We start from the raw sequence: 23,956 nt of genomic DNA on the forward strand, positions 1-23,956 counted from the left end.
CATTCCGTACATAGCAAAGACAGCCATCATATACATATCCACCATTGGCGCATCATGCCGCGACATACGGCGCCGTCGTATGTCGGCGGCCAGGTGGCAATGTCGACGCCTGGGTCGCCCGTACGTACAATTCGCGACTTGTCCTGGCCTATCACTGCGCGCTGCCGGGTACCTTCGACTCGAATCCCGATCCTTCAGCCCATCGACGGGTCGCCGCTATTCCCCAGGAGCTTTTCGGCAATGCATGCCCCTTGGATGTCTTCCGCCCTTCTGGCACTCAGCGTCACGGCAGCATACGCGGCCGAACCGATCGCGCTCGAAGGCCTCGCGCGCCACGACGCCGTCGGCGAGGTGAAGATCTCGCCCGATGGCCGCACGATCGCGTTGGCTGCGAAGGTCAAAGGCAAGCGCGTGCTGTCGCTGGTGGAAGTGGACACGCAGAAAGGTGTCAACCTCCGCCCACTCGAGAAAGATGAACTGGGCGAGTTCTGGTGGGTCGGCAATCGCGTGGTCTACAACCTGCGTCAGCCGCTCAGCAACAGGATGAACGTTCCGGTCTATACCGGCGAACTCTTTGCCGTGAACGCGGACGGTTCCGGGAAGCAAACCCTGGTCGATCGCCGCGGCACGGGAAATACGGAAGTGGTCGAAGTCATCGCTGCGATCCCCGGTGATACCGAGCACCTGCTCGTCAGCAGCACCAACTACTTCCAGAATGCCGAAAGGGTCGTGCCGACCGCCCAGCTCATGGCGGTGGACGGCGGCCGGCGCAAGACGATTGCGACAGCGCCGCTGGCGCAGGCCCGCTTCGTGGCCGACAACGCCGGCAACGCGCGCTTCGCCTACGCCGAAGACACGCAGATGGGCCTGAAGGTGTATTACCGCGAGGCCGCCGAAGGCAGCGAGTGGCGCGTGATCGTGGAAGAGAAGGCCGAAGGCCGCTCGCTCATTCCGCTCGGCTTCGCCGCCGACAACGAAACGGCCTACTTCCGCTGCAGCCTGGCGGGCGAACCGCATGCGCTGTGCACCTGGTCGGCGAAGGCGCCGGATTTCGGCCCCGTGTGGCGCGGCGAATCCGACGTCGAAGCGCTGGCGCCACGCTTTGACGGACGTGGCAGCTTCGGCGTCCTCTCGATGCCCGGCCGCCGCGCCATCAGCCTGCTCGACAAGAACGCCACGGAGGCGAAGCTGCTGGCCAGAACCATGCAGCGCTTCCCCGGTGAGAGCGTGAGTTTTACCTCGGCCTCCAGCGACGGCCGTCGCGTCATCGTCGAGGTGAGCTCGGACATCAATCCCGGCACGTTCTATCTGCTCGACACCAAGGCCGATACGGTCACCTTCCTGCTGTCCCGCCGCCCTTGGATCAACGCCGACCAGCTGGCACCGACGGAGCCGATCCAGTTCGCCGCGCGCGACGGCGTCAGCGTCAGCGGCTACCTCACGCGCCCGCTCCAGTCGCCCGACGGAAAATACCTTCCGCTGGTGGTGCTGGTGCACGGTGGGCCGTATGGCGTCCGCGACCGCTGGGAATTCACGCCCGACGTCCAGGCGCTTGCCACGCGCGGCTATGCCGTGCTGCAGGTGAACTATCGCGGTTCCGGCGGCTACGGCGCGAAGTTCGAACGCTCCGGCTGGGGCGAGTGGGGTCGCGCGATGCAGAACGACCTGACGGACGCCACGCGCTGGGCCGTGAAAGAAGGCATCGCCGACCGCAACCGTCTATGCATCATGGGCGGCAGTTACGGCGGCTACGCGGCACTGATGGGCGTATCGGTCGAGCCGGATCTATACCAGTGCGCCATTGGCTACGTCGGCGTGTACGACCTGCGCCTGATGAAAAAACGCGGCGATATCCCCCAGTCCAGCTACGGCAAGAACTACCTCCAGCGTGTACTCGGTACTGACGAGGACGAACTGGCCAGGCGCTCCCCCGTCGAATATGCCGACGCCATCACGGCAAAGGTGTTCCTCGTCGCCGCGGAGAACGACTCCCGTGTCCCGCCCCTGCACTCCGAACGCATGCGTGATGCACTCAAAAGAGCCGGCAAAGCCCCCGAGTACCTGCTGGGCCGCGGCGAAGGACACGGCTTCTACGACCCGAAGAATGTCGAAGCGTTCTACGAGCGATCGTTGAAATTCCTGGACTCGGCGATCGGGGAGAAGGCGGGTGCGGGGCGGAGTGTGAGTGCTCCGGCGCCGTAGCAGTACGCTAAGTCAAAGCCCCATGGTGAGAAAGCCAAGGTTGCTAAAGCTTGACGAAATGGAGGCGATTGCGAAACGCGCGACGTTTGCTGAATGACTTCCTGGTGCAGTTTCCTGCCCCGCACGGAGGGTCGGCGCTAGCCAGCAATTTGCTACCGCAGGCTATTGCGGTCAAGAGCTCCGAGGATGTCGAATGTGCGTCGATCGTTGGGACGAGATTCGGCTTGGATGTGAGCACGCTCGACCACCTGATGCGCCAAGCAGTGATGACGATCATGACCGACTTGCTTTTCCTGGGGGGCAGAAGGTATTGAAAAGCACAAAAATTAAAATTGCAATTTCGCGCGAGTTGCTGCTGAGGTCAAAGCTCCCTGGCTAGTGTGGTGTTCCGTTAAGACCATTCCTGTAGCAGGTACGCACGAACGCTGCCCGATCACCTCCGGAGCGCGGCGCCCTTGCTGGTGAACGTATCGCAGCGGCAAGCCCTTCGATGCTGCCGATGGCCACGAGACCGTCGGGCAGCTGCAAACACCACCTGCTATCAACTGCAATGACAATCGATTATCCCCTGGGAATACGACTTCGTGTGGCTGGGTGCTGACCGTCGCGGTCAAGTCGCCGCCTTCGTTTCGGCAGGCGTCGGGCCTGTGCCCACTTCCGTCCTTGAAGGACCGACTGTTGTCGAAGATACGGAAGGCTTGCTGCGGGACACTTTGATCGCCACGTCGGTTGCGCAGCCGGTGCATGTGGATACCAGCGCCGCGTCCTTCGACGAGCTGGCGCAGTTGGGCCTGTATGTATTCGACTGGACCGATGTGCAGCGGACGCACGGTTTCGCCCGGGCGTACGAAAAGGTCTCGTATCCACTCTCGCCCGTCACGCTGGATAGGCTGCCTGCCGCGCTGAAGGCGCAGCTCGTCATAACCGGGTTCGACAATGCGGCGTTCGACGAAGTCGATTACGTGGACGTTGCCGCCTATTTCCCATGCCTGGGAGCTACGGCGTAGACCGTTGCTGTCGTTCCATCGCGACGGGCCGCGCGGAACGAGATTCGCCATCGCATCCTGCGACCACGGCAACAGATCCACTTCTTCCGCCGTGGCACTGTAACGGCCTCGCAACATCGGCCTAACGGGGCGCTTACGCCGGTTTGCATTCAATGCGCGGCCGTTGTGCCGGAGAGTGAGTGTCTGCCTATGTTTCGACGAGTGATAGCGGTGGGTCTGGGGCTGGTATCGGGTTTTGCGGTGGCGGGGCCCGTGGCGACGCGGATCACGACCACATCGTTGACCTTGCCTGGCGCCGCGGCGGCAGCAGGAACCAGTTTCTGCCTGGGCGGCTACTGCAGCAATTTCAGCCCGCGCCTGTATCTGGCGCCGCGTGCGGATGGCAGTTACTGGCTCGGGTGGACGGGCAGCAATGGCGCAGGCCGCGTGAGCCGTATCAGCGCGGGCGGAATCGCCAGTACTTTCAGTTACGTTGGCGAAGAAGTGCGCGGTCTCGTCGCGCACGATGATGGCGGCTTCGCTGTGTTGTTGCGCAAGACCGCAGACAACAGCATCCGCCTCACACGGCGCAGCGCCAGCGATGTGCAGCAGTTCAGCACGGCGATCACCAATCCCAACGCCATCGCGCAGATGAACACGGGCGATGCGCGCCTGGCCTACGGCAATTCGCGGTATGCGGCGTATTTTGCCGTGCACGGCGTCGCGGGCAATTTCAATGGCCACGAGGGCGACCAGCTGGCCTACATCAGCAGCGCCGGTGCGCCCATGAGCGGCGGCTGGACCTGGGGCTGTTCGCACCAGATGGCGGGCCTGATGGGGTATCACCCGGGGCTGAACAGCTTCAACGCGCTGTGCATGTCCGACTGTTACAACAGCAAGGGCATCCTGGTGAACGACAGCCGCAATCTGTTCCCGGTCGATGCGGGCTGCAACGGCACGGTGTGGGGACAGTTCGGCCAGATGGCCGCCGCGGCGACGACATGGAAGCTCGCCTTCGTGGCCCAGAACCGGCCGGGATATCCGGCACAGGGCGTGGGCTTTCTCAGTTTCGACAACAACACGGCGACGGCGCCGGTGCTCAAGTGGCTCACGGCGACCGACGGCACGACCGAGCGGGATCCCGTTCTCGCGCGCATCGGCACGACGACGCCCGAGCGTTTCCTCGTCGGCTGGCGCAGCACGGCTGACAGTGGCTTCCGCCTGGGCGTCGTCGACGGCGCAGGCACCTTTGTCACGCCGTTGGAAACGGTGCCGGGCATCGCCTGGGGCAACCGGGACGACTCGCTGCAGAGCGCTCCGAACGGCAAAGTCGCCTGGGTCAGCGTGACACCGAATTCAACGGCGCTGAAGCTCTACGAGTATGCGGAAACCAGCGAAGTCATCTTCGCCAACGGTTTCCAGTAGTGTGCCATTGCGGTCCGCTATGGCGGTGGTAGCGATCAGGCCCGCGCGCCGTCGTCGGCGACGATCAGCCCGTGATGCAGCAGCCAGCCGGCCACGCCCAGCGCCTGGGCGCGGGGCATGGTGTAGGTGCACCAGTCCAGCCACTGGTGCAGGTGGTCGACATAGCGAAGTGACGCGAGCAGCGGTGCCAGTTCCACGCCGTCAACGAAAGCGACCGGACGCGTCAGGCGCGGATGGCTGATCGCGGCGCGCCGGCGGACGCGGTCGTCGACGAGGCAGGGCGTATCCACCAGGCGAAGTTCGTTGTCCACACGCACGCGACGGAAGAGTGCGGTTTCCAGCAGCGGGGTGTCGCCGACCGGTGTCGCCGGATCACTGGCTGCCGCGACGCGCGCGCGTTCCACGCGCCGGCGCAGCGGATCAAAGCCGTCGTCACGCATCTGGGCGGTGAACGAGACGCTGCGGTCCAGCCAGAATGGCTGCGACTTTGCCGGCCAGGCGCCGGCGTATGTGCGCTCGGTCCATTGCGCGTGTCGCGCGGCGGTTTCGATCAGGCGCTCCTGCAGGAAGGCGTGCGCCATCGATGCATCACCCGGCTCGGTCATCACCGTGTGCAGGGCGGCAACGGCCTGCAAGGAATAGCGCATCGCCTTCTCGACGCCGCTGGAGGAGATCGGATCCACGGCAAAGGCGGCATCGCCCAGCGTGAGGCAGCCGGGCAACCAGCCGTCACCCCGCAGGTAAGGTGTTGCGCCGCAGGTGGCGATCGTCGCCGACTGGCAGTCGTCGGCCCAGGTGCGGAACATCTGGCTGCGCCGGACCGTGGCGGAGAGCCACTCGCCCGGCTTCGGCGACCGGCCGGGACCGGCGCGGCGCGTGCGCGGGTCGCAGAAGGCCATGAGGCGGTAGGCGCCATTGGGCAGTGGCGCCCCCCAGAGCCAGCCGTCCATCGCGGCCTCGATGCGTACCTCGGGCACGCCGGTATGCGGAAGGTCGGTCCATAGCGCCAGCAGGGGCGGCGCCAGCGCCACGGTGTCGCGCGCACAGCGGCGGCCGCGGGCGTCAAGGATCCACTTCGCGCGGATGCGATGCTGCGCGGATCCCGTCTCGATCCACCACGCGCCGGCGGTGCCATCAATGGTGACCGACGCAACGCCGGTAAGCGCGTGGACGCCGCGGCTGCGTGCCAGTTCAAGCAGGGCCAGGTCCCACTGCGAACGGTCGACGATGATGTGCGGGGCGTTCTCGCGCACGGACCAGGCCGCGTCGGTGGACTCCCAGCACCGCAATACACGCTGCGTCGCCCGCTGCGGCACCTGCGCCAGCACGTCATCCGCCTCGAGGCTGGCCAGGATCGCCGGTACACCGGGGGTGAGCGATTCACCAATGTTCGGGCGCGGCAGGTCGGCCTTGTCAACGAGCGCGACGCGGTAGTCGAGCTGGCGCAGCCGCAGCGCGGCGGCCAGGCCTGCGGGACCGGCGCCGAGAATCGCGACATCGGTTTCGTGGACGGTATTCATGTTCCCTGGAAACTCCCGCTGTGCCAGCCCGGCACCAGGCGGGACAGCCGCCCGTGCGCCTGGATGGTGTAATGCAGCCAGCCACGGATGTAGTCACAGGCGTGACGTCCGCGGGCCAGCACCTCGTGGTGACAACCGCCACCGCACAGGTAGCGCGCCCAGCAGCCGCTGCAGGGTTGCTGCGTGTGGACGTGGCGCGCAGCCAGCCACTGTGCCTGACGCGGCAGGTCGATGCCGTGCGTGAGGTCGCCGAAACGCGCCTGGTCGTCGCCGACGAAGCGATGGCAGGCTGCCAGGTCGCCATCGGCGGAAATGCCGAAGTAGCCGGCACCGGCGCCGCAGGGGTAGGGGCGGTGGGTGCCGCGCTGCACTTCGCGTAGCGCATTGATCATGTTCAGGAACGGATAGCGCCGGCCGGCCAGCACGTGGCGCTCGAAGGCCAGGCCACAATCGATCATGGCGCCGAGCATCGCTTCCAGGCCGGCTTCGTCCATCTCGTCCCGCCCATTGGGCGCGCGCAGTAACGGCGAGAAGCCGACGCTGTGAAAACCGAGGGCGACAAACGCGTCGAGTGTCGCGGGCAGGTCGAGGTTGTGCGGTGTCACTGTCACCCGCGCCGAGACCTGCATCCGGCGTTGCGCGGCGAGCAGTGGTGCGATATTGCGCAGGATCACGTCGAACGAACCGCGGCCGTTGCGCAGGGGGCGCAATCTGTCGTGCACGGCAGCGGTCCCATCGAGGCTAATGGTGACGGCGAAGCCGTGTTGTTCGAAGAAGGCGGCATCGGTGGCCTTCACCAGCGTGCCGTTCGTCGTGATAGAGAAGCCGATCTGCAGCCCGCGCTGCTGCGCCTGCGCCGCGGCGTATTCCGTCGCTGCGCGCAGGACGGGCCGGTTTTGCAGTGGCTCGCCACCCAGGAAGCTCAGGTTGAGCTTCGTGCCCGGCGCCTTGTCGGCGAGCAGCAGGTCGATCGAGCGCAGGGCCACATCCAGAGACATCTGCTTCGCCGGCCCACCGAATTCACCCTGCTGGGCATAACAATAGGTACAGCCGAGATTGCACTTCTGCGCCACGGCAAGCGACACCGCGTGCACGCCGGGCGGCGCCAGCGGCGTATCGTCGATCACCGGAGGAATGGCGAGCCCATGCCGGCACAGCAGCGCATCGAGCGCTTCGTCGCCACGGGCTATCGCCTCGTCGAATTCGCGCGCAATCGGCCCGGGAAGATCGAACAAGCGCGATCCGTTGACGAGCAGCAGCTGGGCGCCCTGCGCGTGCGGCAGCAAGTGCGCCTGCGCGTTGCGCACGCGCGAGGCATGCTTCACAAAGCGTAGCAGCGAGCGGGTGTCAGGCGGCGCGACGACGGCATTCACGAGGCATCGGCGTCCTTGCCGCGGATGATGAAGCTGAGCAGGCCCTGCCAGTCACGGAACAGGTCGTCGTAGGAGAACAGGCGCGTGTCCACCCGATTGTCCGGAACGTAGCTGCCGGTGCGATGCTTCTGCAGCCACATGTCGCCGTGGCTCAGGCCGTCCTGGCTGGGTTCCACGTTCACGTAGTCCGGCCGGCTGGCCGCCCAGTAGTAGCAGGCGCATTCGCGGTAGTCGTTCTGCCACGGCGCGCACAGGCCCTGGGTCAGCTCGCCGGGCTGGAGCACATCGCGTGCGATCGCGGCGCTGTCGCCTTCGAAGAAGCGGCGCACGCGCAAGGTCACGCGGATAGTTTTCACGTTCGCTGCGATGACCTCGGTCGGTGCCGGCTTTTCCGCGGTGAACTCGCATTCCACGTCCTGGCCCTGCTTGGCCATGATGCGGGCCAGTGAGTTGGACCATTCCATGAACGACACGGCGTTGGGGTTGCTGGTGGTCGCCAGCGTGCCGGCGGAACCGCCGGGAAAGACGGGGCCGGTGGTGAGCACCATGGTGTCGAAGCCGTCCGCGCGGACCAGGCGCCGTGTGACCAGGTCATCGTAGGCCGGATTCTCGGCTTCGACGACGTAGTTGTTGTTCTCGACCAGTACGATGCCTTCGAAGGTGCGCCGCCACAGATTGCGGAAGTCGAACTCCAGGCCCGGGAAACAGTTGGAAATGGCCGAGCGCGGCAGCACCGAATACGGATTGCCCTCGCCGCGCCAGTGCAGTTGCGCGGTCAGGTTGTCGGGCTTGATGGTCGTACTCATGGCGTGGCTCCGCGATCGGCGCTGGCGGCGGGGCTGCGGAACATCACCTGTGCCGCCGCCTTGATGACAAGATCGATCTGCCGGCGCGTCAGCGTCAGGCCGCGTCCATCGGCACCGCGCATCAACGCCGGCATCTTGCGTCGGGTCTTGTCCGACAGATCGCCGATCTCTTCCGGCTTGCGCAGTACCTGGGCGAACCAGGGTGCACTGCCGCCGGCCAACGTTCCTAATACTCGTTCGTGCAGCGCGCGAAGTGCCAGGTTGTCCACGAGCGATGTGGCGGCGATAGGCGCATACAGGCGTTCGAAGTCATTGGTGTCCTGCCGCACCATGGTGCTGGCGACGTTCTGCCGGCCGTTGATCGCATTGCCGTTCATCACTGCCGTGTTCATCAGCCGGATTGTCTCCAGGGCGCGATAAACCAGTTCCTCGGCGTCGTCGAGCGAGACGTCGGCCGCATCGACGTCCGGGCCGTAGAGAATCTGTTCCAGCTCATCGGAAACGACCCGCACGGGCAAGGTGTCCGGCGCGAAAGCGGGCGGCCCGGCACCGATATGGGCCTGCGCGCTGAGCACCCGGCCGTTGGAATCGGTCAGCGTGATGCGCGCGAACCCGTCGCATTCGTCATCGAGATAGCCCCAGCTGACCTGGTACTCGCCGTCCGCATACCCGGCGTAGATCTGTGCCGGGTTCGTCAGTGTCGGGCCCACGCTTTCACGGTAGCCGCGCCAGCTGCCCTTGGTGTCGTCGTAGAGGATCAGCTCGTCGGTGTCGATGATGGGATCGTCTTCCACCGTCGTCGGGCTCGTATGACGCACACGGCTGGAGCCGTAGACCCTGCCGGCCGCCGGCGTGAACCGCAGCCGGACCTGCGGATGGCTTTTCGTCGGTTTGATGAACTGCACATGCCCGAGCGGCAGCACGCGGCCGTCGCGGAAATTGACACAGCGACCGAGCAGCGGCACGCGGGCGTGATCGCGCAGCGCGTCGATCCGGGCTTCGATCTTGTCGTTGGGGTCGGTGGTGCGACGGAAGAGCTTGATGTTGCCCACCGCAATCGTCCACTCCAGCGCGTCCAGCGCGAGCCCTTCGGCGGCGAGCAGGTCCAGTGTGAGCGGGACGAGCGCATCGGGTTCCGCGCTGGTCCGGGCAAACACTTCCAGAAACGGCGCGACCGGACGAATGCGCCGGTCTGGATCCTTGAACACGATACGCTCGGGCACATAGGCCCGGACGATTTCCCCGCTGGCCGGATCCACCTGGAAACTGGTGCGCGGCACGATGCGGCGGAAATCCAGCGGCCGCTCGTCCGGCGGCAGCAGGTCGAAGGCTTCCAGTGGCGTTGCCGAGGCGCCGAGACGGCCAATGGCCAGGGGCGGGAGGATGCGCAGTTCGAGCAGGGGCATGGACGTTCCTGGAGCGCGTTGCCGTTGCGGTTGAAACACCAGGGCCGCGCGGCGCTGTTGCCGCGCGGTGGGATCAGGTCAGGGCGAGGTTGACGTGCCCGGCGAGGATGCGTCCGGCGATCGCGGCCATGCGCGCATCCGCTTCGCGCAGCGCGTGCAGGTACGCGTGGCGCGAGGGCGGTGCGATCTTCAGCAGCGACTGGATCAGCGGCTCGGCCGCGGTGATCAGGTCCAGGTGCAGGCGCCAGCGGTTGGATTCGCCGAGCGGTGAATCCAGCGTGTACGGCATCTGGAACGGTGGGCCGGCCAGGATATCGGGATGGTCGGGGCCCAGCGGGAGATCCATCAGAATCTCCGCGATCGCACGCAGATTGTACATTTCGCCAAAAGTGGCATTGATGATGGCGCCGCGCGGGCTATGCGTGCCCGCCGCCGAGAGCCCGCCGTACAGTGTGAAACTGTGCGTGAGATACGCCAGCAGCATCCGGTAGCGCAGATTGTGCAGGCTGGCCCACAGGCGTGCCTGGGGATCGGTGATGGGGCGCGTGACGGCGTCTACTTCCAGGTCCTGCGCCGGATCGAGCGTGGGGTCGAGCGAGACGTAGGGGTTGGTGGCGACGGGCCGCGAGGGTGACCAGCCTTGCTCCGCCAGATCACGCATCTGCACGTAGATATTGAGGAACCGCGCGAAGTGGGACGGTCCTTCCGGGTCACTCGAATGGGTGGCTTCGCCCTGTTCGGCAATCTGCTGCAACGCGGCGACGGCGTCATCGCGGGAGGCCAGCGGCAGCACCAGCACATCGGGCGCCTGCGCCGGATTCACGCCTTGCAGGTTACCGCGCTGGCCGCCCTGGTAGCCGCGGCCCCATTCGTCCCAACTGGCCTGGAATGGGTAGGTGGTGGCCTGGAACGCCGAATCCGGGATGTAGTCCGGGTCGGACACGAGCTGGATCATCAGCGCGAAGAGTTCGGAAACGCGGTGCGGATTGGGCGTAGAGGCCTCGACGCGCGCACGGATCTCGTCGGCCAGCGGGCCTGACCAGTCCTGCGGCGATTCCGCATACACGTACTTGGCGAGTGAGTCGAGCGTGAGGCGTTCCAGCGTGAAGGGGAACGGGTAGAAGGGCACGTCCCAGGGGTAGTCGTCGCGCGCCAGGTTCAGCGGCGCGCCGATCAGGCGCAGCACGTTCTGGATGCAGATCAGGTGACCCATTTCCTCCTTGGCGATGCCCAGGATGATCTCCTGCCAGCCGCGCACCCGTTCCCGGTGTTCCGGTGGAACCTGTGGACCGCCGAGCGAATACGCGGCGTAGAGGTACTGCACCATCAGGCCGTGCTCGATCTCGGCGTCGACATGCAGCAGGAAGGCGACATAGTCGCGCGGTGCGAACTCACTTTCATAGGGCGCGGATGGCTTGGCGGCCTTGGCCAGGCCAAAGATGTCGCGGGCGTCCACTTTTGGCAGACGTGCGGTGAGCGAGCCCAGATGGCGTCGTTTCGACGGTCGCATGGAACCCCCGGATCGGCGGTCGGTGCGCAGACAAGGCTGGCTGCGCGTGACGTGGCTGATGCCCTATATAGCACAGGAAACGAATGTTCCATCATCGCAATGTACAAAAGCCATCGATGTTGCGAAGCGGCAAAGATCTTCTTGTCCGCCAGTATTGCCAACCATGCCAGGCGTGATAGGCCGGGGAATCGCACTGCGCTTGCCCTGGTGCCGGGCACTGATGTCCGGCCGGACGCGCGCATTTGTCCACAGTGATTGGAAGTATCAAAAATGCGCGTATACTCAAGCGCCGCTTCCCGCGCGGCGTACGGTTTAGGGGATGGCCATGCGTCGGAATGCTCGTCAGGCGCTTCGCGCGCCCGTCTTTGTCACGGTTGCGTTTGTCTGCGCCCTGGATGCCACGGCGCAACGTCCGGCGATCACGCCGGAAGTCACCATTGATCAGGCCCGGATCCACCAGTATCCATTGGCCAAGATTCTCGAATCGGGCGGCGACTTTCACACCACGCCGTTCACGCCGGAAGACGGCCACGGCGAGGGCAAGGAGGGGCCGCGTGCGCGCCAGCGCCAGGCGCTGTATCCGGAAGCCTGGCCGGATTTCCCGTTCCTGCGCGTGAATGGCCTTGATTCGCAGAGCTGCTACGAGTGCCACAACACCATCGGCAGCTATGTTCCGCCGGACTACACCACCAAGGCGCTGCTGCGAAAACCCAGTCCGGTCGGCGGCTCGGCGGGACTTGCCAGCAACGCGTTCATCAATCCCGATTTCCCCTGGCAGCTGACCCAGCTGGTGCGCAATCCGCCGCACGTGTTCGGAACGGGCTATGCGCAGTCCCTCGCCGGCGAAATGTCGACGGAACTGGGACTGCAGCGCGGCATCCTGCACCGCGTGACGACTGCCAAGGCACGTCGTGACAACAAGCCGGCGACGTTGACGACGCCGTTGTCCGCGAAGGGCCTGGCCTTCGGTACGCTGGCCACGACCTGCGATCCGTCGGGAAGCTGCACCGACGACACCAGCAAGGTGACGGGCGTGGCCGAAGACCTCATCGTACGGCCGTTCCAGTGGAAGGGCATTGCCTCGAGCGTGCGCCACTTCGTGCGTGACGCGATGGATTTCCACTTCAGCATGCAGGCGGTCGAAAAGGTCGGCCACATTGACTGCGACCGCGATGGCAAGATCGACGAGATGACGCTCGGCAATGTCACGGCACTCACCGCCTTCGTGGCGATGACACGTCCGCCGACCGTGATGATTCCCAAGGATGCGCCGGGCAAGGCGCGCTTCGAACGTGGCAAGTCCCTGTTCGAAGGCACCGCCAGAGGCGTGACCTTGTCGGGTCGCATGTGCGCCACCTGTCACGAGCCGGCAATGACGCTCAAGGTGCCGGAGCTGGTGATCGAGGATCCGGGCGTGGCCAATGTCACCACGATGGACGGCTGTCCGGATGAAACCCTGCTGATCAATCCCGAGCCGCCGGAACGGCATACCGTTTCGCGCCTGGTGAAGCAGCGCGTCGAGGCGCTCCTGGGCAAGTGGGAGCCGGCTGATGAAAGCGAGCCTGCCGCCACAGCCGCGAAACTGCTCGAAGCCGATACCGCGACGGCGGCCAGCCTTGGCAAGGACGACCTGCGCATCAATCTTACGCGTCCCGGCAATGCGCCGGCCTATGTGTATCCGCGCCTGCCGGCCGCGAATGACCGCGCGCCGGTCACCGTGCCGCTGCTGTCTGACCTGCGTACCCACAACATGGGCAGCGGGCTGCAGGATGTGGCCGCGCAGGGTGCGGACGTCACCGGCGTTTCGATCGCACCGCCGCTGTTCCTGACGCGCCCGCTGTGGGGCGTGGCCGATACCGGCCCTTGGCTGCACGACGGCCGCGCCCGCACGCTCAAGGAGGCGATCCACTTCCACGCCAGCGAGGGCAGCGAGGCCAATCCGATCATCGAGGCGTTCGAGAAGCTGCCGCCGGACGACCAGCAGGCTGTGGTCGACTTCCTGCTCGCGCAGCGCCTGCCGATCGCCGAAGACATCCACCAGGGCAAGTAAGCAGCACGCGGCGCCGCGGCTTGCGGCGCCGCACTCTTCCTCGTTGCCGCCAGGAGCCACGTCATGAGCAGCGCCGCGCATCGCCCGCCGGAAAAAGTGGATCTGTTGATCATTGGAGCTGGCGTCAGCGGCCTGTATTGCGCCTGGCGCCTGCTGTGCGAAAACCCGAAGGCGAGCATCGCCCTTGTCGAACGCGATGGCCGCATTGGCGGCCGACTGGATACCGACCGCATTGTCATCGTCGATGACTCCGGCCGTCCGGTGGAAGTGAAGGATGAAGAAGGCGGCATGCGCTTCAACTTCCAGATGACGGAGCTGATCGCCACCGCCCGGGCGCTGGGGCTCACCGACCAGATCGTTCCCTTCGGCATGGGCGACGGGAACAACCGCTACTACCTGCGCGGCCGCAGCTTCACGGTCGCCGAGGCCGCCGCCAACGGCAATGCGCTGTGGGGCCAGCTCTACAACCTCGATGAACGCGAGAAGGGCCTGAGCCCGGGCCAGCTGATCGACACAGCGTATCGCGGCATCCTGGCGCAGAACCGCTGCGACCCGCCTGCCAATCCGACGCCGGAATTCTGGCAGCGCGTGCGCAATGAATTCCGCTACAACGGAGTTCCGCTCAACCAGTGGGGCCTGTGGTCGCTGCTGCGCACCTTTGGCTATTCGCAGGAATGCATCGCGATGCTCAGCAGCGTGGTCGGCTTCGCCGGCCCGTTCCTGTCGTCATCGAATGCGGGCGACGCGCTGCAGATCCTGCTCGATTTTCCGAGTGATCCGAAATTCCATGCCTTCAACCAGGGCTTCAGCACGCTGACCGATGCCTTGACTGCGCAGATCCAGCGGCACCACGTGCCGATCACCATCGGCACGACCGTGACGGCGCTTACGGCGCGGCCCTCCGGCGGGATGCGTGCCGAATGGCGCTCGACGCCGGGCGTCTATCCGGGTGTGCATGAGCATGGACATATTGACGCCGACCGGATCATTCTCGCCTTGCCCAAGAATGCGATCGAGACCTTGAGCAGCGAGTCGCCGCTGCTGATGACTGACCCCGCGGCGTGGCAGCGGCTGCGCCAGAACCTCGATTCTGCCGTCGGAATGGTGCTGTCGAAGGTCAACTTCTACTTTGACAATGCCTGGTGGCGCGATGGCACCACCAATCGCGCGCCGATCGCCGATGGCCCGAGCTTCACCGATCTTCCGGCCGATTCGTTCTACGTGTTCGACCCGATCGAGGGCACATCGACGACCGGCCCTGCCGCGCTCACCTTGTACTGCGACTTCAACAATGCGGATTTCTGGCAGGAACTCCAGCAGATCGGCCCGAAATTCAGATCGCCGCTGCAGCGCCACTACGACGAGCAGGTACCCCAGGTGCTGTTCGCGGCGTCCATGGCGGTGGTGGAAGAGATGCGCCGGCAACTGCGTGACGTTTTCGGCACCAATGCCGTACCCATGCCCGTGCTCACGAGCTATCGTCGCTGGGGTAACGAAGCCTATTTCGGCTATGCCTACCACCAGTGGGGCCGCGGCGCGGACGACAGCATCGTGATTCCCCAGATGGCCAAGCCCTACGAAAACCTGGCGCTGTACACCTGCGGCGAGGCGTTCTCGGACCAGCAGGGCTGGGTCAACGGCGCACTGCGTTCCGCGGAAATCGTCCTGACGACGTATTTTGGATTGGCGCCGATCGTGCCGGAAGCGTCGTCATCGGATGCGGCGCCGGCAGCGAAGGCGGCTGCGACGGTGTAGCACGGAGAGCGGCGGGTGCCGGAACGTGCCGGCATCCGCCGGGTGATCAGGCGACCAATGCGGGCGCCAGTTCAGACGGGTGACTGACCACGGCATCCGCCCCCGCCCCCTTCAGCTCTTCGCGGCTGCCAAACCCCCACGTCACGCCCACGGCGCGCACGCCGTTGGCCCGCGCGCCTTCGATATCGAAATAGCGATCGCCGATCATTGCTGTACGGGCCGGATCGACGCTGAAATCCGCCAACGCGCGGGCGATCATTGCCGCCTTTTCCGAGTGCTGGCCGTCGCCCGTGGGGGCATAGACCTGCTCGAAATGATGGCCGAACGGCAGGTGGTCGATGATCTTGCGGGCCTGGGAGAACATCTTGGTCGTGACGACGGCGAGGCGCTTGCCTTGCGTGGCCAGTGCCTCGACGACTGCGGGAATGCCCTCGTACACCTCGTGCTCGGCCCAGCCGAGTGAATCGAACCGCACACGATAGTGGGCGACGGCTTCCTCGACACGGGCGTGGTCGTCACCGACGACGCTCGGGAACGACTGGCGCAGCGGCGGACCGATCCAGGTGCGCAGGGTTTCCAACGGCGGCGCGTCCAGGCCCATCTGGGCGATGGCGTAGCGGATGGAACCGACGATGCCCGCTTCGGAGTGGATCAGGGTGCCGTCGAGGTCGAACAGGACAAGGTGCATGTCGATACGTTTCTGATAGCGGTTCAGCGTTCCACGAAGGCGCGTTCGATCACGTAATCCCCCGGCGTGCCGATGCGCGCAGAGACGACGAAGCCGCGGCTGTCGAGCAGTTCCGACAGCGATTCAAGCATGGCAGGACTGCCGCAGATCATGGCCCGGTCGTTCGCCGGGTCCAGCGGCGGCAGGCCGATGTCGCTGCAGAGTTTCCCGCTGGCCAGGAGCTGGTCCAGGCGGCCCTGGTTGGCGAACGGCTCGCGTGTCACCGTGGGGTAGTAGATGAGCTTCTGGCGCACCATCTCGCCCAGGTATTCGTGCTGCGGCAGCTCGTGTTCGAGGTACTCGCGGTAGGCGAGATCGGACACGTGGCGCACGCCGTGGGTGAGGATCACCTTGTCGAAGCGCTCGTAGGTTTCCGGATCGCGCACGATGGACAGGAACGGGGCGAGCCCCGTTCCGGTGGAGAGCAGATACAGGTGCTTTGCGGGCTTGAGGTCGTGCAGCAGCAGCGTGCCCGTGGGCTTGCGGCTGACCAGGAGCTCATCGCCTTCCTTCAGGTGCGCCAGGCGCGAGGTCAGCGGGCCGTTGGGCACCTTGATGCTGAAGAACTCCAGGTGTTCCTCGTAGTTGGCGCTGGCCACGCTGTACGCGCGGACCAGCGGCCGACCGTCGACCGTGAGGCCGATCATGAGGAACTGCCCGTTCTCGAACCGCAATCCGGTGTCGCGCGTGCAGGTGAAGCTGAAGAGGTGCTCGTTCCAGTGGCGGACGGCGAGCACATGCTCCGTTTCGAATGCCGCCATCTCAGACGCGCGCCTTCACCGCATCGACCAGCCGCTCGACGGTGAAACCGAAGTGCGCGAAGAGCTTGTCCGCCGGCGCGGAGGCGCCGAAGGTGGCGATGCCGATGACCTCGCCGTCCAGGCCCACGTACTTGCGCCAGAAATCCGGGTGTGCGGCTTCCACGGCGACGCGGGCGCGGCACCAGGAGGGCAGCACGCTTTCCCGGTACTCCAGCGGCTGGTCGTCGAAGGCCTCGGTGCAGGGCATGGAAACCACGCGTACGCCGATGCCGCGCTGCTCGAGCGTGCGCATCGCCTGCATGGCCAGTTCCACTTCCGAACCCGTCGCAACCAGGATGGCCTTGAACTGGCCGTCGGCCGGCTCGGACAGCACGTAGCCGCCGCGTTCGATCTGCGCGAGCTGTTCGTCGCTGCGGTGCTGGTGCACCAGGTTCTGGCGCGAGAACACCAGGCAGGACGGACCGCTGCGACGCTCGATGGCCGCCTTCCACGAAACGGCCGATTCGACCGCATCGCAGGGACGCCACACGCGGTTGTTCGGGATGTAGCGCAGCGAAGCGAGGTGTTCGATCGGCTGGTGGGTCGGGCCGTCTTCACCCAGGCCGATCGAATCGTGCGTGTAGACGTGGATCGAATGGGCCGGGATCAGCGCCGACATGCGCACGGCGTTACGGGCGTAGTCGGAGAACACCAGGAACGTGGCGTCATAGGGCACGAAGCCGCCGTGTAGCGCCAGGCCGTTGGCCACGGCCGTCATGCCGAACTCGCGCACGCCGAAGTAGATGTAGTTGGCCGAGGCATCGCCGGAATTGACGTCCTTGGAGCCTTTCCACAGGGTGAGGTTGGAGTGGGCCAGGTCGGCCGAGCCGCCGATCAGTTCCGGCAGTTTCGGGCCGTAGGCTTCCAGTGCCATCTGCGAGGCCTTGCGCGAGGCGACGGTCGGGCCTTCGGCCTGCAGCTTGCGGATATAGGCGTCGGCGTGCGCGGCCCAGTCGGCCGGCAGGATGCCGTTGACGCGGCGCTCGAATTCGGCGGCCAGGTCCGGATGCACGTTGCGATACTTGGCGAACAGCGCGTTCCAGCGTGTTTCGGCTTCAGCGCCTTTCGCCTCGGCATTCCAGGCGTGGTAGATCTCGTCGGGCACCACGAACGGAGCGTGCGGCCAGCCCAGCTTTTCGCGGGTGAGGGCGATTTCGTCCTTGCCCAGCGGCGCGCCGTGGGCGCCTTCGGTGTTCTGCTTGTTCGGTGCGCCGAAGCCGATGATGGTCTTGCAGCAGATCAGGGTGGGCTTGTCCGGATCGAGTGCGGCGGAAACGATGGCCGCCTTGATCGCTTCGGGGTTGTGGCCGTCGACGTCGCGGATCACTTCCCAGCCGTAGGCTTCGAAACGCTTGGCAGTATCGTCGGTGAACCATCCACCCACTTTTCCATCAATGGAAATGTTGTTGTCGTCGTACAGGGCGACGAGCTTGCCCAGCTTGAGCGTGCCGGCGAGCGAGCAGGCTTCGTGCGAGATGCCTTCCATGAGGCAGCCGTCGCCCAGGAACACGTAGGTGTAGTGGTCGACGATGCTGTAGTCCGGGCGGTTGAAGCGGGCCGCGAGCACCTTCTCGGCGAGCGCGAAACCGACGGCGTTGGCCAGGCCCTGGCCGAGCGGGCCGGTGGTGGTTTCCACGCCCGGGGTTTCGCTGGCTTCCGGATGGCCGGCCGTCTTGGAATGCAGCTGGCGGAACTGCCTGAGCTGGTCGATCGGCAGGTCGTAGCCGGTCAGGTGGAGCAGGGAGTACAGCAGCATCGAGCCGTGGCCGTTGGAGAGCACGAAACGGTCGCGGTTGAACCATTTCGGGTTCTTCGGGTTGTGGCTGAGGAAGTCGTTCCACAGCACCTCGGCGATGTCGGCCATGCCCATGGGCATGCCCGGATGACCGGATTTGGCGGCTTCGACCGCATCCATGGACAGCGCACGGATAGCGTTGGCGAGTTCTTGACGGCTCGGCATGGGTTCAACTCGGCGGAAAGGAAGTGGTGCGCCGGTTTGCGGCCCGGTCGGGCGGCGGGTGGCGCGAAGGGCGCGTATTGTCGCCGAAGCCGGCCCCCGATGTCGCCATACCAACGGTTATGGGCCGGAAGGCCCGCCAGAAGAAAGCCCCTGGCAGCGCCGTTGGTACGCTGCCAGGAACCCCGGGGGCTGGAACAACACGGGTCTGGACCCGCCGCGCTTACCGGTAGTCCATTACCAGTAAAACTGGGCGCGGGCTTCCAGGATGCTCGGATCGTCGTCGACTTCGCGGCGCAGCGTGCTGCTGTAACGGCTGCTGCTGACCTTGACGTAGTTGACCATGAACTTGAAGTTGGAACGCCAGTACCAGTTCACGCCCAGGGTCAGGTTCTTCTCTTCGCCGCCGCGGACCGGCACGTCATTCAGGTCGGTCGCGTCGTAGCGCAGGCCCAGCTGCCACATGCCGGCAGCCGGATCTTCCGGCAGCGGGGTGGTGGCGACGCCGGACTTGTAGCCCCAGGTTTCGCCGGTCAGGTTCCACAGGCCGTAGACATACCAGCTGTTGCCGGTGAAATCGCCGGCGCTGGTGGCCTTGGTGCGGTTCACGCGCGAGGTCAGGTATTCGCTCTGCACCTTGAACGGCCCGCCGATCCACATGGCTTCGGCGCCGATCGTGCGGATGCGGTCGGTGTTGGTGATGTTGCCGGTGTCGACCAGGCGCACGGTGGCGAAGTCGGCGTCCGGACGCACGCGCCAGCGCTGGGTGTCGAAGTCGGTGTCGTAGTCGAGGGCCGAGACGCCCAGGTGGAAGATGCTGCCGGTCTGGTTCATCGGTGCCCAGTAGAAGCGGCCGCCGTAGCCGGCGCCCTGGGCCAGGTTGCGGGTCAGCTCACGGCCGAAGGCGCTGATCTGGTAGCCCCAGTTCGGCGTGTCGTTGCCGTAGGCGATACCGGTGCGACGGGCGACGCCGAACAGGTTGGTTGCCATCGCCTTGGAGATGAAGTCGTTGTGGCGCGTGCTGCTGAGTTCTTCCAGGCTGTTGGGCTGCTTGTACTGGCCGAACATCAGGTAGTCCGTGCCGAGCTTCCACTTGATGTTGGCGTCGAGGTACTTGTTGGCCTTGGCGTCGTAGCCCAGGGTCCAGTCGAAGCTGCCGCCCTTGCCCTTGAGGACCACCTCGGCGCGGCGCATCTCAAATTCCGAGTCCTTGCCATCATTGCCGGCGGGCGTCGCGGCATTGAGGTCCTGCACGTCGTTGTGGAACCAGTTGCCGTCGGCCTGGATCAGGCCTTCGAGGCTGACTTCGCTGCCATTGATCACGTCAATGGCGATTTCGGCCTGGGCCGGGGCAGCGATCGCGGCGGCGACGGCGATCGCTAGGAATCGGGGGGACCACTTATTCATTGTAAGAACCCTGGTGCCGTTGTGAGGCGCGCAGGGTATTGCCGGCACATTGCCGAAATATTTCATGAAGACCGCGTGATGATTTCGGAAAGCGCCGTGCGAACCCGGTTTCCGTTCAGGCGGGGCGCGTGAACTGCTACTGAACAATGACCGGACGGTTCCGGAACACTCGTTCACATTCGGCCTCCAATCGCGCTGCCCGGTGGCGCGCACCGGCGCCCCGCCCGGCGGCTCCCGCCGGTCACCGAATCCATCTGGAGAACCTCATGAAACGTCCTGCCCACCTGTGGCCGGTTGCGGCTGCCTGCCTGTGTCTTTTTCTCCTGCCGGCCGCCCATGCAGCCCAAACCCATGGTTTTGCCGACGTCCGCCTCGGCAAGGCCTCCATACCCGACGAACCGTTCAAGGATTCGGCGACGAACCTGGGCGTTAGCTTCGGCTACCGCATCGGCTATTTCGGCTTCGATGTGGGCTATACGCGGCTGGGCGGATTTGCAGCCTATGACAAGCTGCCGTCCGGCGCCGAAGTCGACAACATCGCGAGCATTGCCGGCTGGACGGCGGGGCTGAACCTGCGTTTGCCCGTGGCAGAGCGAATCTATGTCAGTGCCCGGGGTGGTGCATTTGGCTGGAAGGCGGACCGCTACAGCGTCGCGACCGGCACGCATTCACCGCGCCTGCAGGTGCTGCCCAGGCAATCGGGTCGGGACTGGTACGGCGGCGTCGGTGCGGGCTACGACCTCAATGCGCTGACCAGCATTGGCGTCACGGTCGACCGCTACAAGGTCTCGGCCTCACCGTTCCCCGCGACGATCACCGCCTATTCGCTCAACCTGGAATACCGCACGCCCTAGGTCATCGGCCAGGATTGTCGCGGCCGGCGCGCCTGCGAGGCGGCGCGCCGTCGCGAACCGGTGCGTCGCCTTGGCGACGACCCCGGAGAAAATCACGCGGGCACGTTGCTGCTGCGGCGGCCATTGACCTCCGTGACCACGGTCGGTGCCGTCCGCAAGGCCGCCACGCGTCCGATCAGCTGGGCAATGTCGCTGGCCGGCGTATGGGCGAACACCTGGGCCAGAGGTCGGATATCCGTCAGGGCAAAAAACACGGCGGCGTCAGTCTCGTGCAGCCGATGCGCGCCGAAGGCGGTGGACAGTGCCGCGAGTGGGCCGCTGCGGGGTGTCCACCATACGACGCGGCGGACCGACTGGCGCAGCGCCATGTCGAACTGGGGCTTCAGCAACTGCTTGAGTGGTGCGAAGCCCTTGCGGAAGGCATGGATCAGGCCGATGCCGTGCAGCGCGAGGACCAGCTCGTCCCGGCACACCGCAACGGCCCGTTGCTCGGCTGCCTGCCAATCCTCGCTGCGCAGGTGGGCGAGCGTGGCAACGTGGCGATACACCGACATCGCCTCGGCGACCGGACTGGTACGGCCCCAGGAATAGCCGCCCAGGCTGCCGTCCTTGTTGGGCAGGACCACCGCGCAACCACTCCGGCCGAGCTCGCGGATGAGGCGCAGCTGCATCGCCAGCGCCGATTCGGCGACCAGGCCCGGGGTAGTGCCATCCAGCTGCCGCGCCAGCGCGATCAACGGATCGGCATAGCCCTGCTGGTCGAGGGTGCTGTAACTGTCGAACTGGGGATTGCCGCCCTGCTCGTGGTGCGCCTGCCGGTGCGCGCGCCAGGCCTGCCAGCGCCAGAACCACCGTGTCCGCCAGGCGGTGGCAGCGGCGCTGGCGCCACCTGCCGGGCCCATCAGTCCCTCACCCTTCGCGGAAACCGCCATGGTCATCCCTCCCACTGGGGTTGCAGTGGATACGAGCGCGATGAAGGGGAGACAACTATCACGCGATTGGCCGGGGCCCGCGTGTCAACATTCGTTGCAATCGCGGTACGGCCGCGGCCTCGCGCCGGCGCCGGTTCAGTCGGGCAATTCGAACACCAATACCTGCGCGCCGGCATCTGTCTGCAGCGACAGCGCCTGCTCACCGCGCAATGCCAGGCCGTCGCCGCTGGCCAGTGCCTCGCCGTTGGCCACGAGCGCGCCGGATACGACCTGAACCCACAGGCGGGGCGACGTAGACGTGTGCGCCACTGCCGCGCCGGGCGCCAGGTCCGCGGCGAACAGCGTGGCATCCGCGAGCACGGGAATCGCACCATTGGCGCCGTCCGGAGAGGCAATCGCCACCAGCTGGCCGTTCACTGCCGTCGCGAACGTCTTCTGGGCATAGCCGGGCCTGGCATTGGAGCGGTTGGGCTGGATCCAGATCTGCAGAAAATGCACCGGCTCGCTCGGCGATGCATTGAACTCGCTGTGCTCGATGCCGCTGCCGGCGCTCATGCGCTGCAGTTCACCAGGGCGGATGACCGAGCCGTTGCCGAGGGAATCGCGGTGCTGCAGCGCGCCGGAGATCACCCAGGTGAGAATCTCCATGTTGGCGTGACCATGGGTGCCAAAGCCGCCGCCGGGCGCGACGCGGTCTTCGTTGATCACCCGCAACGGGCCAAAGCCCATGCGTTCGCGATCGTAGAACTGGCCGAAGGAAAAGGTGTGCCAGCTGTCGAGCCAGCCCGTCGTGGTATGTCCGCGATCGGCGGCGCGGTGGATGTGGCGCATCGTGGATTCCTCGGCAGAAGTGCTTTCTCTACAAATAGGTGCTGCCGGCCGGCAGCGGGGCGCCGGCCGGCAGCGGCCGATCAACCGGCCTTCAGCGTTTCGGTGGTGATCTGGATCTTCACTTCGTCGCTGACGTTCGGCACGTATTTGCCGAGTCCGAAATCCGAGCGCTTGATCGTGGTGGTGGCATCAAAGCCGGCGGCCGGCTTCTTGGCCATCGGGTGATCGCCGATCTTGTTGATCTTCACATCCAGTACCGCCGGCTTGGTCACGCCGTGGATGGTCAGGTCGCCGGTCACCTTGAGCTTGTTGTCGCCGGCCTTTTCCACCTTGGTGCTCTTGAAGGTGGCAGTCGGGAACTTGGCCAGGTCGAAGAAATCGTCGCTGCGCAGGTGATCGTCGAACTTGGCGACGTCCGAGTCGATGCTGGCGATCGGCAGCGTGACCGACACCGACGACTTGGTCAGGTCGGCCGTATCGAGCAGCAGTTCGCCCTCGACCTTTTCAAAGCGCGCCGACGGGTTGGAGAAACCCATGTGGGTCCAGGAGAACACCACCTGGGTGTGGCTGTTGTCGAACTCGTACTTGTCGGCGGCCTGGGCAGCGCCGGCGGCGGCAACGAACGCGGTAACCAATGCGAGCTTGCGGAACATGGAGATCTCCGTGGGTGAGGGCAGACGACCGGCGGCAGGTGCCGTCAGGCGATGCGGCAGACTTCATCGAAGTCAAAGCGCGGATTGCGCGGTTTCGGGGCGGCGGGATTGCCGCGTCCGATGTTGATCAGGAAATTGGATTTCACCTGGGTGCCCGTGAAGAACAGTTCATCGGCCTTGGCGGTGTCAAAGCCCGACATCGGGCCGCAATCGAAACCCAGCGCGCGGGCGGCGACGATCAGGTAAGCGCCCTGCAGGCTGGCATTGCGGAACGCCGTGTTGCGGATCACCTCGGGCTTGCCTTCAAACCACGAGCGCGCGCCGGTGTTGGGAAACAGCGTGTCCATGTGCTCGTAGAAGGCGTGGTCGCTGCCGACCAGCGCGGTGACCGGCGCGGCCATGGTCTGTTCCACATTGCCCTCGTCGAGCGCCTGGCGCAGTTTTTCTTTTCCTTCCGGCGTGCGGATGAAGACGATGCGTGCCGGCGAGCAGTTGGCACTGGTCGGGCCCATCTTTGCCAGGTCATAAATGGCCTTGAGGTCGGCGTCGGCGACCGGCGCATCGAGCCAGGCCCGGGCGGAGCCGCGGTAGGTGCGGGCTTCGCGGAAGATCTGGTCCAACGCGGCATCGGAAAGCGGGTTCTTGAACATGGTTCTTCCTGGTTGACGCACCGGCCGGATCAGCACGGCGCGCAGTGTAGGCACTGGGACACGGCCGGTCATTGTGCCCGGCGAAAACAGATTGGTGAACCGCGCTCTACAA

19 protein-coding genes are annotated in these 23,956 nt (G+C 65.5%); 6 read left to right on the forward strand and 13 right to left on the reverse strand.

From position 1 onward, the window contains the following. Positions 1–255 precede the first annotated feature (255 nt). The 3 genes from N4264_RS04380 (at position 256) to N4264_RS04390 (ending at position 4,613) form a co-directional block, all read left to right on the forward strand. Positions 256–2,202, forward strand: coding sequence for an alpha/beta hydrolase family protein (locus tag N4264_RS04380; protein WP_261695859.1), 1,947 nt, complete (start codon positions 256–258; stop codon positions 2,200–2,202). Between the two features lie 647 nt (positions 2,203–2,849). After that, positions 2,850–3,209, forward strand: a complete 360-nt coding sequence (locus tag N4264_RS04385; protein WP_261695860.1) for a hypothetical protein — start codon at positions 2,850–2,852, stop codon at positions 3,207–3,209. A gap of 189 nt (positions 3,210–3,398) precedes the next feature. Beyond that, positions 3,399–4,613: a hypothetical protein gene (locus N4264_RS04390; RefSeq protein WP_261695861.1), complete on the forward strand. Its 1,215-nt coding sequence runs from the start codon at positions 3,399–3,401 to the stop codon at positions 4,611–4,613. A 35-nt stretch (positions 4,614–4,648) separates the two neighbouring features. Here N4264_RS04390 and qhpG read toward each other — a convergent pair whose 3' ends face one another. The 5 genes from qhpG to N4264_RS04415 form a co-directional block, all read right to left on the reverse strand. Further along, a complete protein-coding gene (qhpG, locus tag N4264_RS04395) occupies positions 4,649–6,133 on the reverse strand; it encodes a flavin-dependent monooxygenase QhpG (protein WP_261695862.1) in 1,485 nt (494 codons plus the stop codon). Next, the gene (locus tag N4264_RS04400; protein WP_261695863.1) at positions 6,130–7,506 is read right to left on the reverse strand and encodes a radical SAM/SPASM domain-containing protein; all 1,377 of its coding nucleotides are present in this window, start codon (positions 7,504–7,506) and stop codon (positions 6,130–6,132) included. The genes qhpG and N4264_RS04400 overlap by 4 nt, the downstream gene beginning before the upstream one ends. After that, the gene (locus tag N4264_RS04405) at positions 7,503–8,312 is read right to left on the reverse strand and encodes a LodA/GoxA family CTQ-dependent oxidase (RefSeq protein WP_261695864.1); all 810 of its coding nucleotides are present in this window, start codon (positions 8,310–8,312) and stop codon (positions 7,503–7,505) included. Before N4264_RS04405 ends, N4264_RS04400 begins: the two co-directional genes overlap by 4 nt. Continuing rightward, positions 8,309–9,718, reverse strand: coding sequence for a hypothetical protein (locus tag N4264_RS04410; protein ID WP_261695865.1), 1,410 nt, complete (start codon positions 9,716–9,718; stop codon positions 8,309–8,311). The genes N4264_RS04405 and N4264_RS04410 overlap by 4 nt, the downstream gene beginning before the upstream one ends. A 73-nt stretch (positions 9,719–9,791) precedes the next feature. Next, complete coding sequence (locus N4264_RS04415; RefSeq protein WP_261695866.1) at positions 9,792–11,228, reverse strand: ferritin-like domain-containing protein; 1,437 nt, start codon at positions 11,226–11,228, stop codon at positions 9,792–9,794. 325 nt (positions 11,229–11,553) lie between these two features. Here N4264_RS04415 and N4264_RS04420 point away from each other — a divergent pair, with 325 nt between their 5' ends. Together N4264_RS04420 and N4264_RS04425 are read left to right on the forward strand one after the other, a co-directional pair. Further along, positions 11,554–13,278 (forward strand): di-heme oxidoredictase family protein, encoded by a 1,725-nt coding sequence (locus tag N4264_RS04420; protein ID WP_261695867.1) that lies wholly within the window; start codon positions 11,554–11,556, stop codon positions 13,276–13,278. 63 nt (positions 13,279–13,341) lie between these two features. Further along, entirely contained in the window at positions 13,342–15,033 is a 1,692-nt protein-coding gene (locus N4264_RS04425; protein ID WP_261695868.1) for a flavin monoamine oxidase family protein, read from the forward strand. 46 nt (positions 15,034–15,079) lie between these two features. Here the strand turns inward: N4264_RS04425 and N4264_RS04430 are convergent, their stop codons facing one another. From N4264_RS04430 to N4264_RS04445, 4 genes are all read right to left on the reverse strand, one after another. Beyond that, positions 15,080–15,721, reverse strand: a complete 642-nt coding sequence (locus N4264_RS04430) for an HAD hydrolase-like protein (protein WP_261695869.1) — start codon at positions 15,719–15,721, stop codon at positions 15,080–15,082. Positions 15,722–15,744: 23 nt separating this feature from the next. After that, positions 15,745–16,521: a ferredoxin--NADP reductase gene (locus tag N4264_RS04435; RefSeq protein WP_261695870.1), complete on the reverse strand. Its 777-nt coding sequence runs from the start codon at positions 16,519–16,521 to the stop codon at positions 15,745–15,747. Position 16,522: 1 nt separating this feature from the next. Beyond that, positions 16,523–18,520, reverse strand: coding sequence for a transketolase (gene tkt, locus N4264_RS04440; protein ID WP_261695871.1), 1,998 nt, complete (start codon positions 18,518–18,520; stop codon positions 16,523–16,525). Between the two features lie 234 nt (positions 18,521–18,754). Next, the gene (locus N4264_RS04445; RefSeq protein ID WP_261695872.1) at positions 18,755–19,924 is read right to left on the reverse strand and encodes an OprO/OprP family phosphate-selective porin; all 1,170 of its coding nucleotides are present in this window, start codon (positions 19,922–19,924) and stop codon (positions 18,755–18,757) included. Between the two features lie 266 nt (positions 19,925–20,190). On the opposite strand from N4264_RS04445, the gene N4264_RS04450 reads away from it, so the two are divergent. Continuing rightward, positions 20,191–20,778, forward strand: a complete 588-nt coding sequence (locus N4264_RS04450; protein WP_261695873.1) for an outer membrane beta-barrel protein — start codon at positions 20,191–20,193, stop codon at positions 20,776–20,778. A 92-nt stretch (positions 20,779–20,870) separates the two neighbouring features. On the opposite strand, the gene N4264_RS04455 is transcribed toward N4264_RS04450, so the two are convergent. From N4264_RS04455 to N4264_RS04470, 4 genes are all read right to left on the reverse strand, one after another. Then, a complete protein-coding gene (locus N4264_RS04455) occupies positions 20,871–21,710 on the reverse strand; it encodes a hypothetical protein (RefSeq protein ID WP_261695874.1) in 840 nt (279 codons plus the stop codon). Between the two features lie 135 nt (positions 21,711–21,845). Then, complete coding sequence (locus N4264_RS04460) at positions 21,846–22,541, reverse strand: pirin family protein (protein WP_261695875.1); 696 nt, start codon at positions 22,539–22,541, stop codon at positions 21,846–21,848. 80 nt (positions 22,542–22,621) lie between these two features. Further along, entirely contained in the window at positions 22,622–23,194 is a 573-nt protein-coding gene (locus tag N4264_RS04465; RefSeq protein WP_261695876.1) for a YceI family protein, read from the reverse strand. Between the two features lie 44 nt (positions 23,195–23,238). Then, a complete protein-coding gene (locus N4264_RS04470) occupies positions 23,239–23,844 on the reverse strand; it encodes a malonic semialdehyde reductase (RefSeq protein ID WP_261697573.1) in 606 nt (201 codons plus the stop codon). Between the last annotated feature and the right edge of the window lie 112 nt (positions 23,845–23,956).

The sequence above is a fragment of the Tahibacter amnicola genome, assembly GCF_025398735.1.
Taxonomy (GTDB): Bacteria; Pseudomonadota; Gammaproteobacteria; order Xanthomonadales; family Rhodanobacteraceae; genus Tahibacter; species Tahibacter amnicola.

Coding starts and splice junctions, on each gene's coding strand:
- N4264_RS04380 (WP_261695859.1), top strand. CDS start 256: ATGTCTTCCGCCCTTCTGGCACTCAGCGTCACGGCAGCATACGCGGCC.
- N4264_RS04390 (WP_261695861.1), top strand. CDS start 3,399: ATGTTTCGACGAGTGATAGCGGTGGGTCTGGGGCTGGTATCGGGTTTT.
- qhpG (WP_261695862.1), bottom strand. CDS start 6,133: ATGAATACCGTCCACGAAACCGATGTCGCGATTCTCGGCGCCGGTCCC.
- N4264_RS04405 (WP_261695864.1), bottom strand. CDS start 8,312: ATGAGTACGACCATCAAGCCCGACAACCTGACCGCGCAACTGCACTGG.
- N4264_RS04410 (WP_261695865.1), bottom strand. CDS start 9,718: ATGCCCCTGCTCGAACTGCGCATCCTCCCGCCCCTGGCCATTGGCCGT.
- N4264_RS04415 (WP_261695866.1), bottom strand. CDS start 11,228: ATGCGACCGTCGAAACGACGCCATCTGGGCTCGCTCACCGCACGTCTG.
- N4264_RS04420 (WP_261695867.1), top strand. CDS start 11,554: ATGCGTCGGAATGCTCGTCAGGCGCTTCGCGCGCCCGTCTTTGTCACG.
- N4264_RS04425 (WP_261695868.1), top strand. CDS start 13,342: ATGAGCAGCGCCGCGCATCGCCCGCCGGAAAAAGTGGATCTGTTGATC.
- N4264_RS04430 (WP_261695869.1), bottom strand. CDS start 15,721: ATGCACCTTGTCCTGTTCGACCTCGACGGCACCCTGATCCACTCCGAA.
- N4264_RS04435 (WP_261695870.1), bottom strand. CDS start 16,521: ATGGCGGCATTCGAAACGGAGCATGTGCTCGCCGTCCGCCACTGGAAC.
- tkt (WP_261695871.1), bottom strand. CDS start 18,520: ATGCCGAGCCGTCAAGAACTCGCCAACGCTATCCGTGCGCTGTCCATG.
- N4264_RS04445 (WP_261695872.1), bottom strand. CDS start 19,924: ATGAATAAGTGGTCCCCCCGATTCCTAGCGATCGCCGTCGCCGCCGCG.
- N4264_RS04450 (WP_261695873.1), top strand. CDS start 20,191: ATGAAACGTCCTGCCCACCTGTGGCCGGTTGCGGCTGCCTGCCTGTGT.
- N4264_RS04455 (WP_261695874.1), bottom strand. CDS start 21,710: ATGGCGGTTTCCGCGAAGGGTGAGGGACTGATGGGCCCGGCAGGTGGC.
- N4264_RS04460 (WP_261695875.1), bottom strand. CDS start 22,541: ATGCGCCACATCCACCGCGCCGCCGATCGCGGACATACCACGACGGGC.
- N4264_RS04465 (WP_261695876.1), bottom strand. CDS start 23,194: ATGTTCCGCAAGCTCGCATTGGTTACCGCGTTCGTTGCCGCCGCCGGC.
- N4264_RS04470 (WP_261697573.1), bottom strand. CDS start 23,844: ATGTTCAAGAACCCGCTTTCCGATGCCGCGTTGGACCAGATCTTCCGC.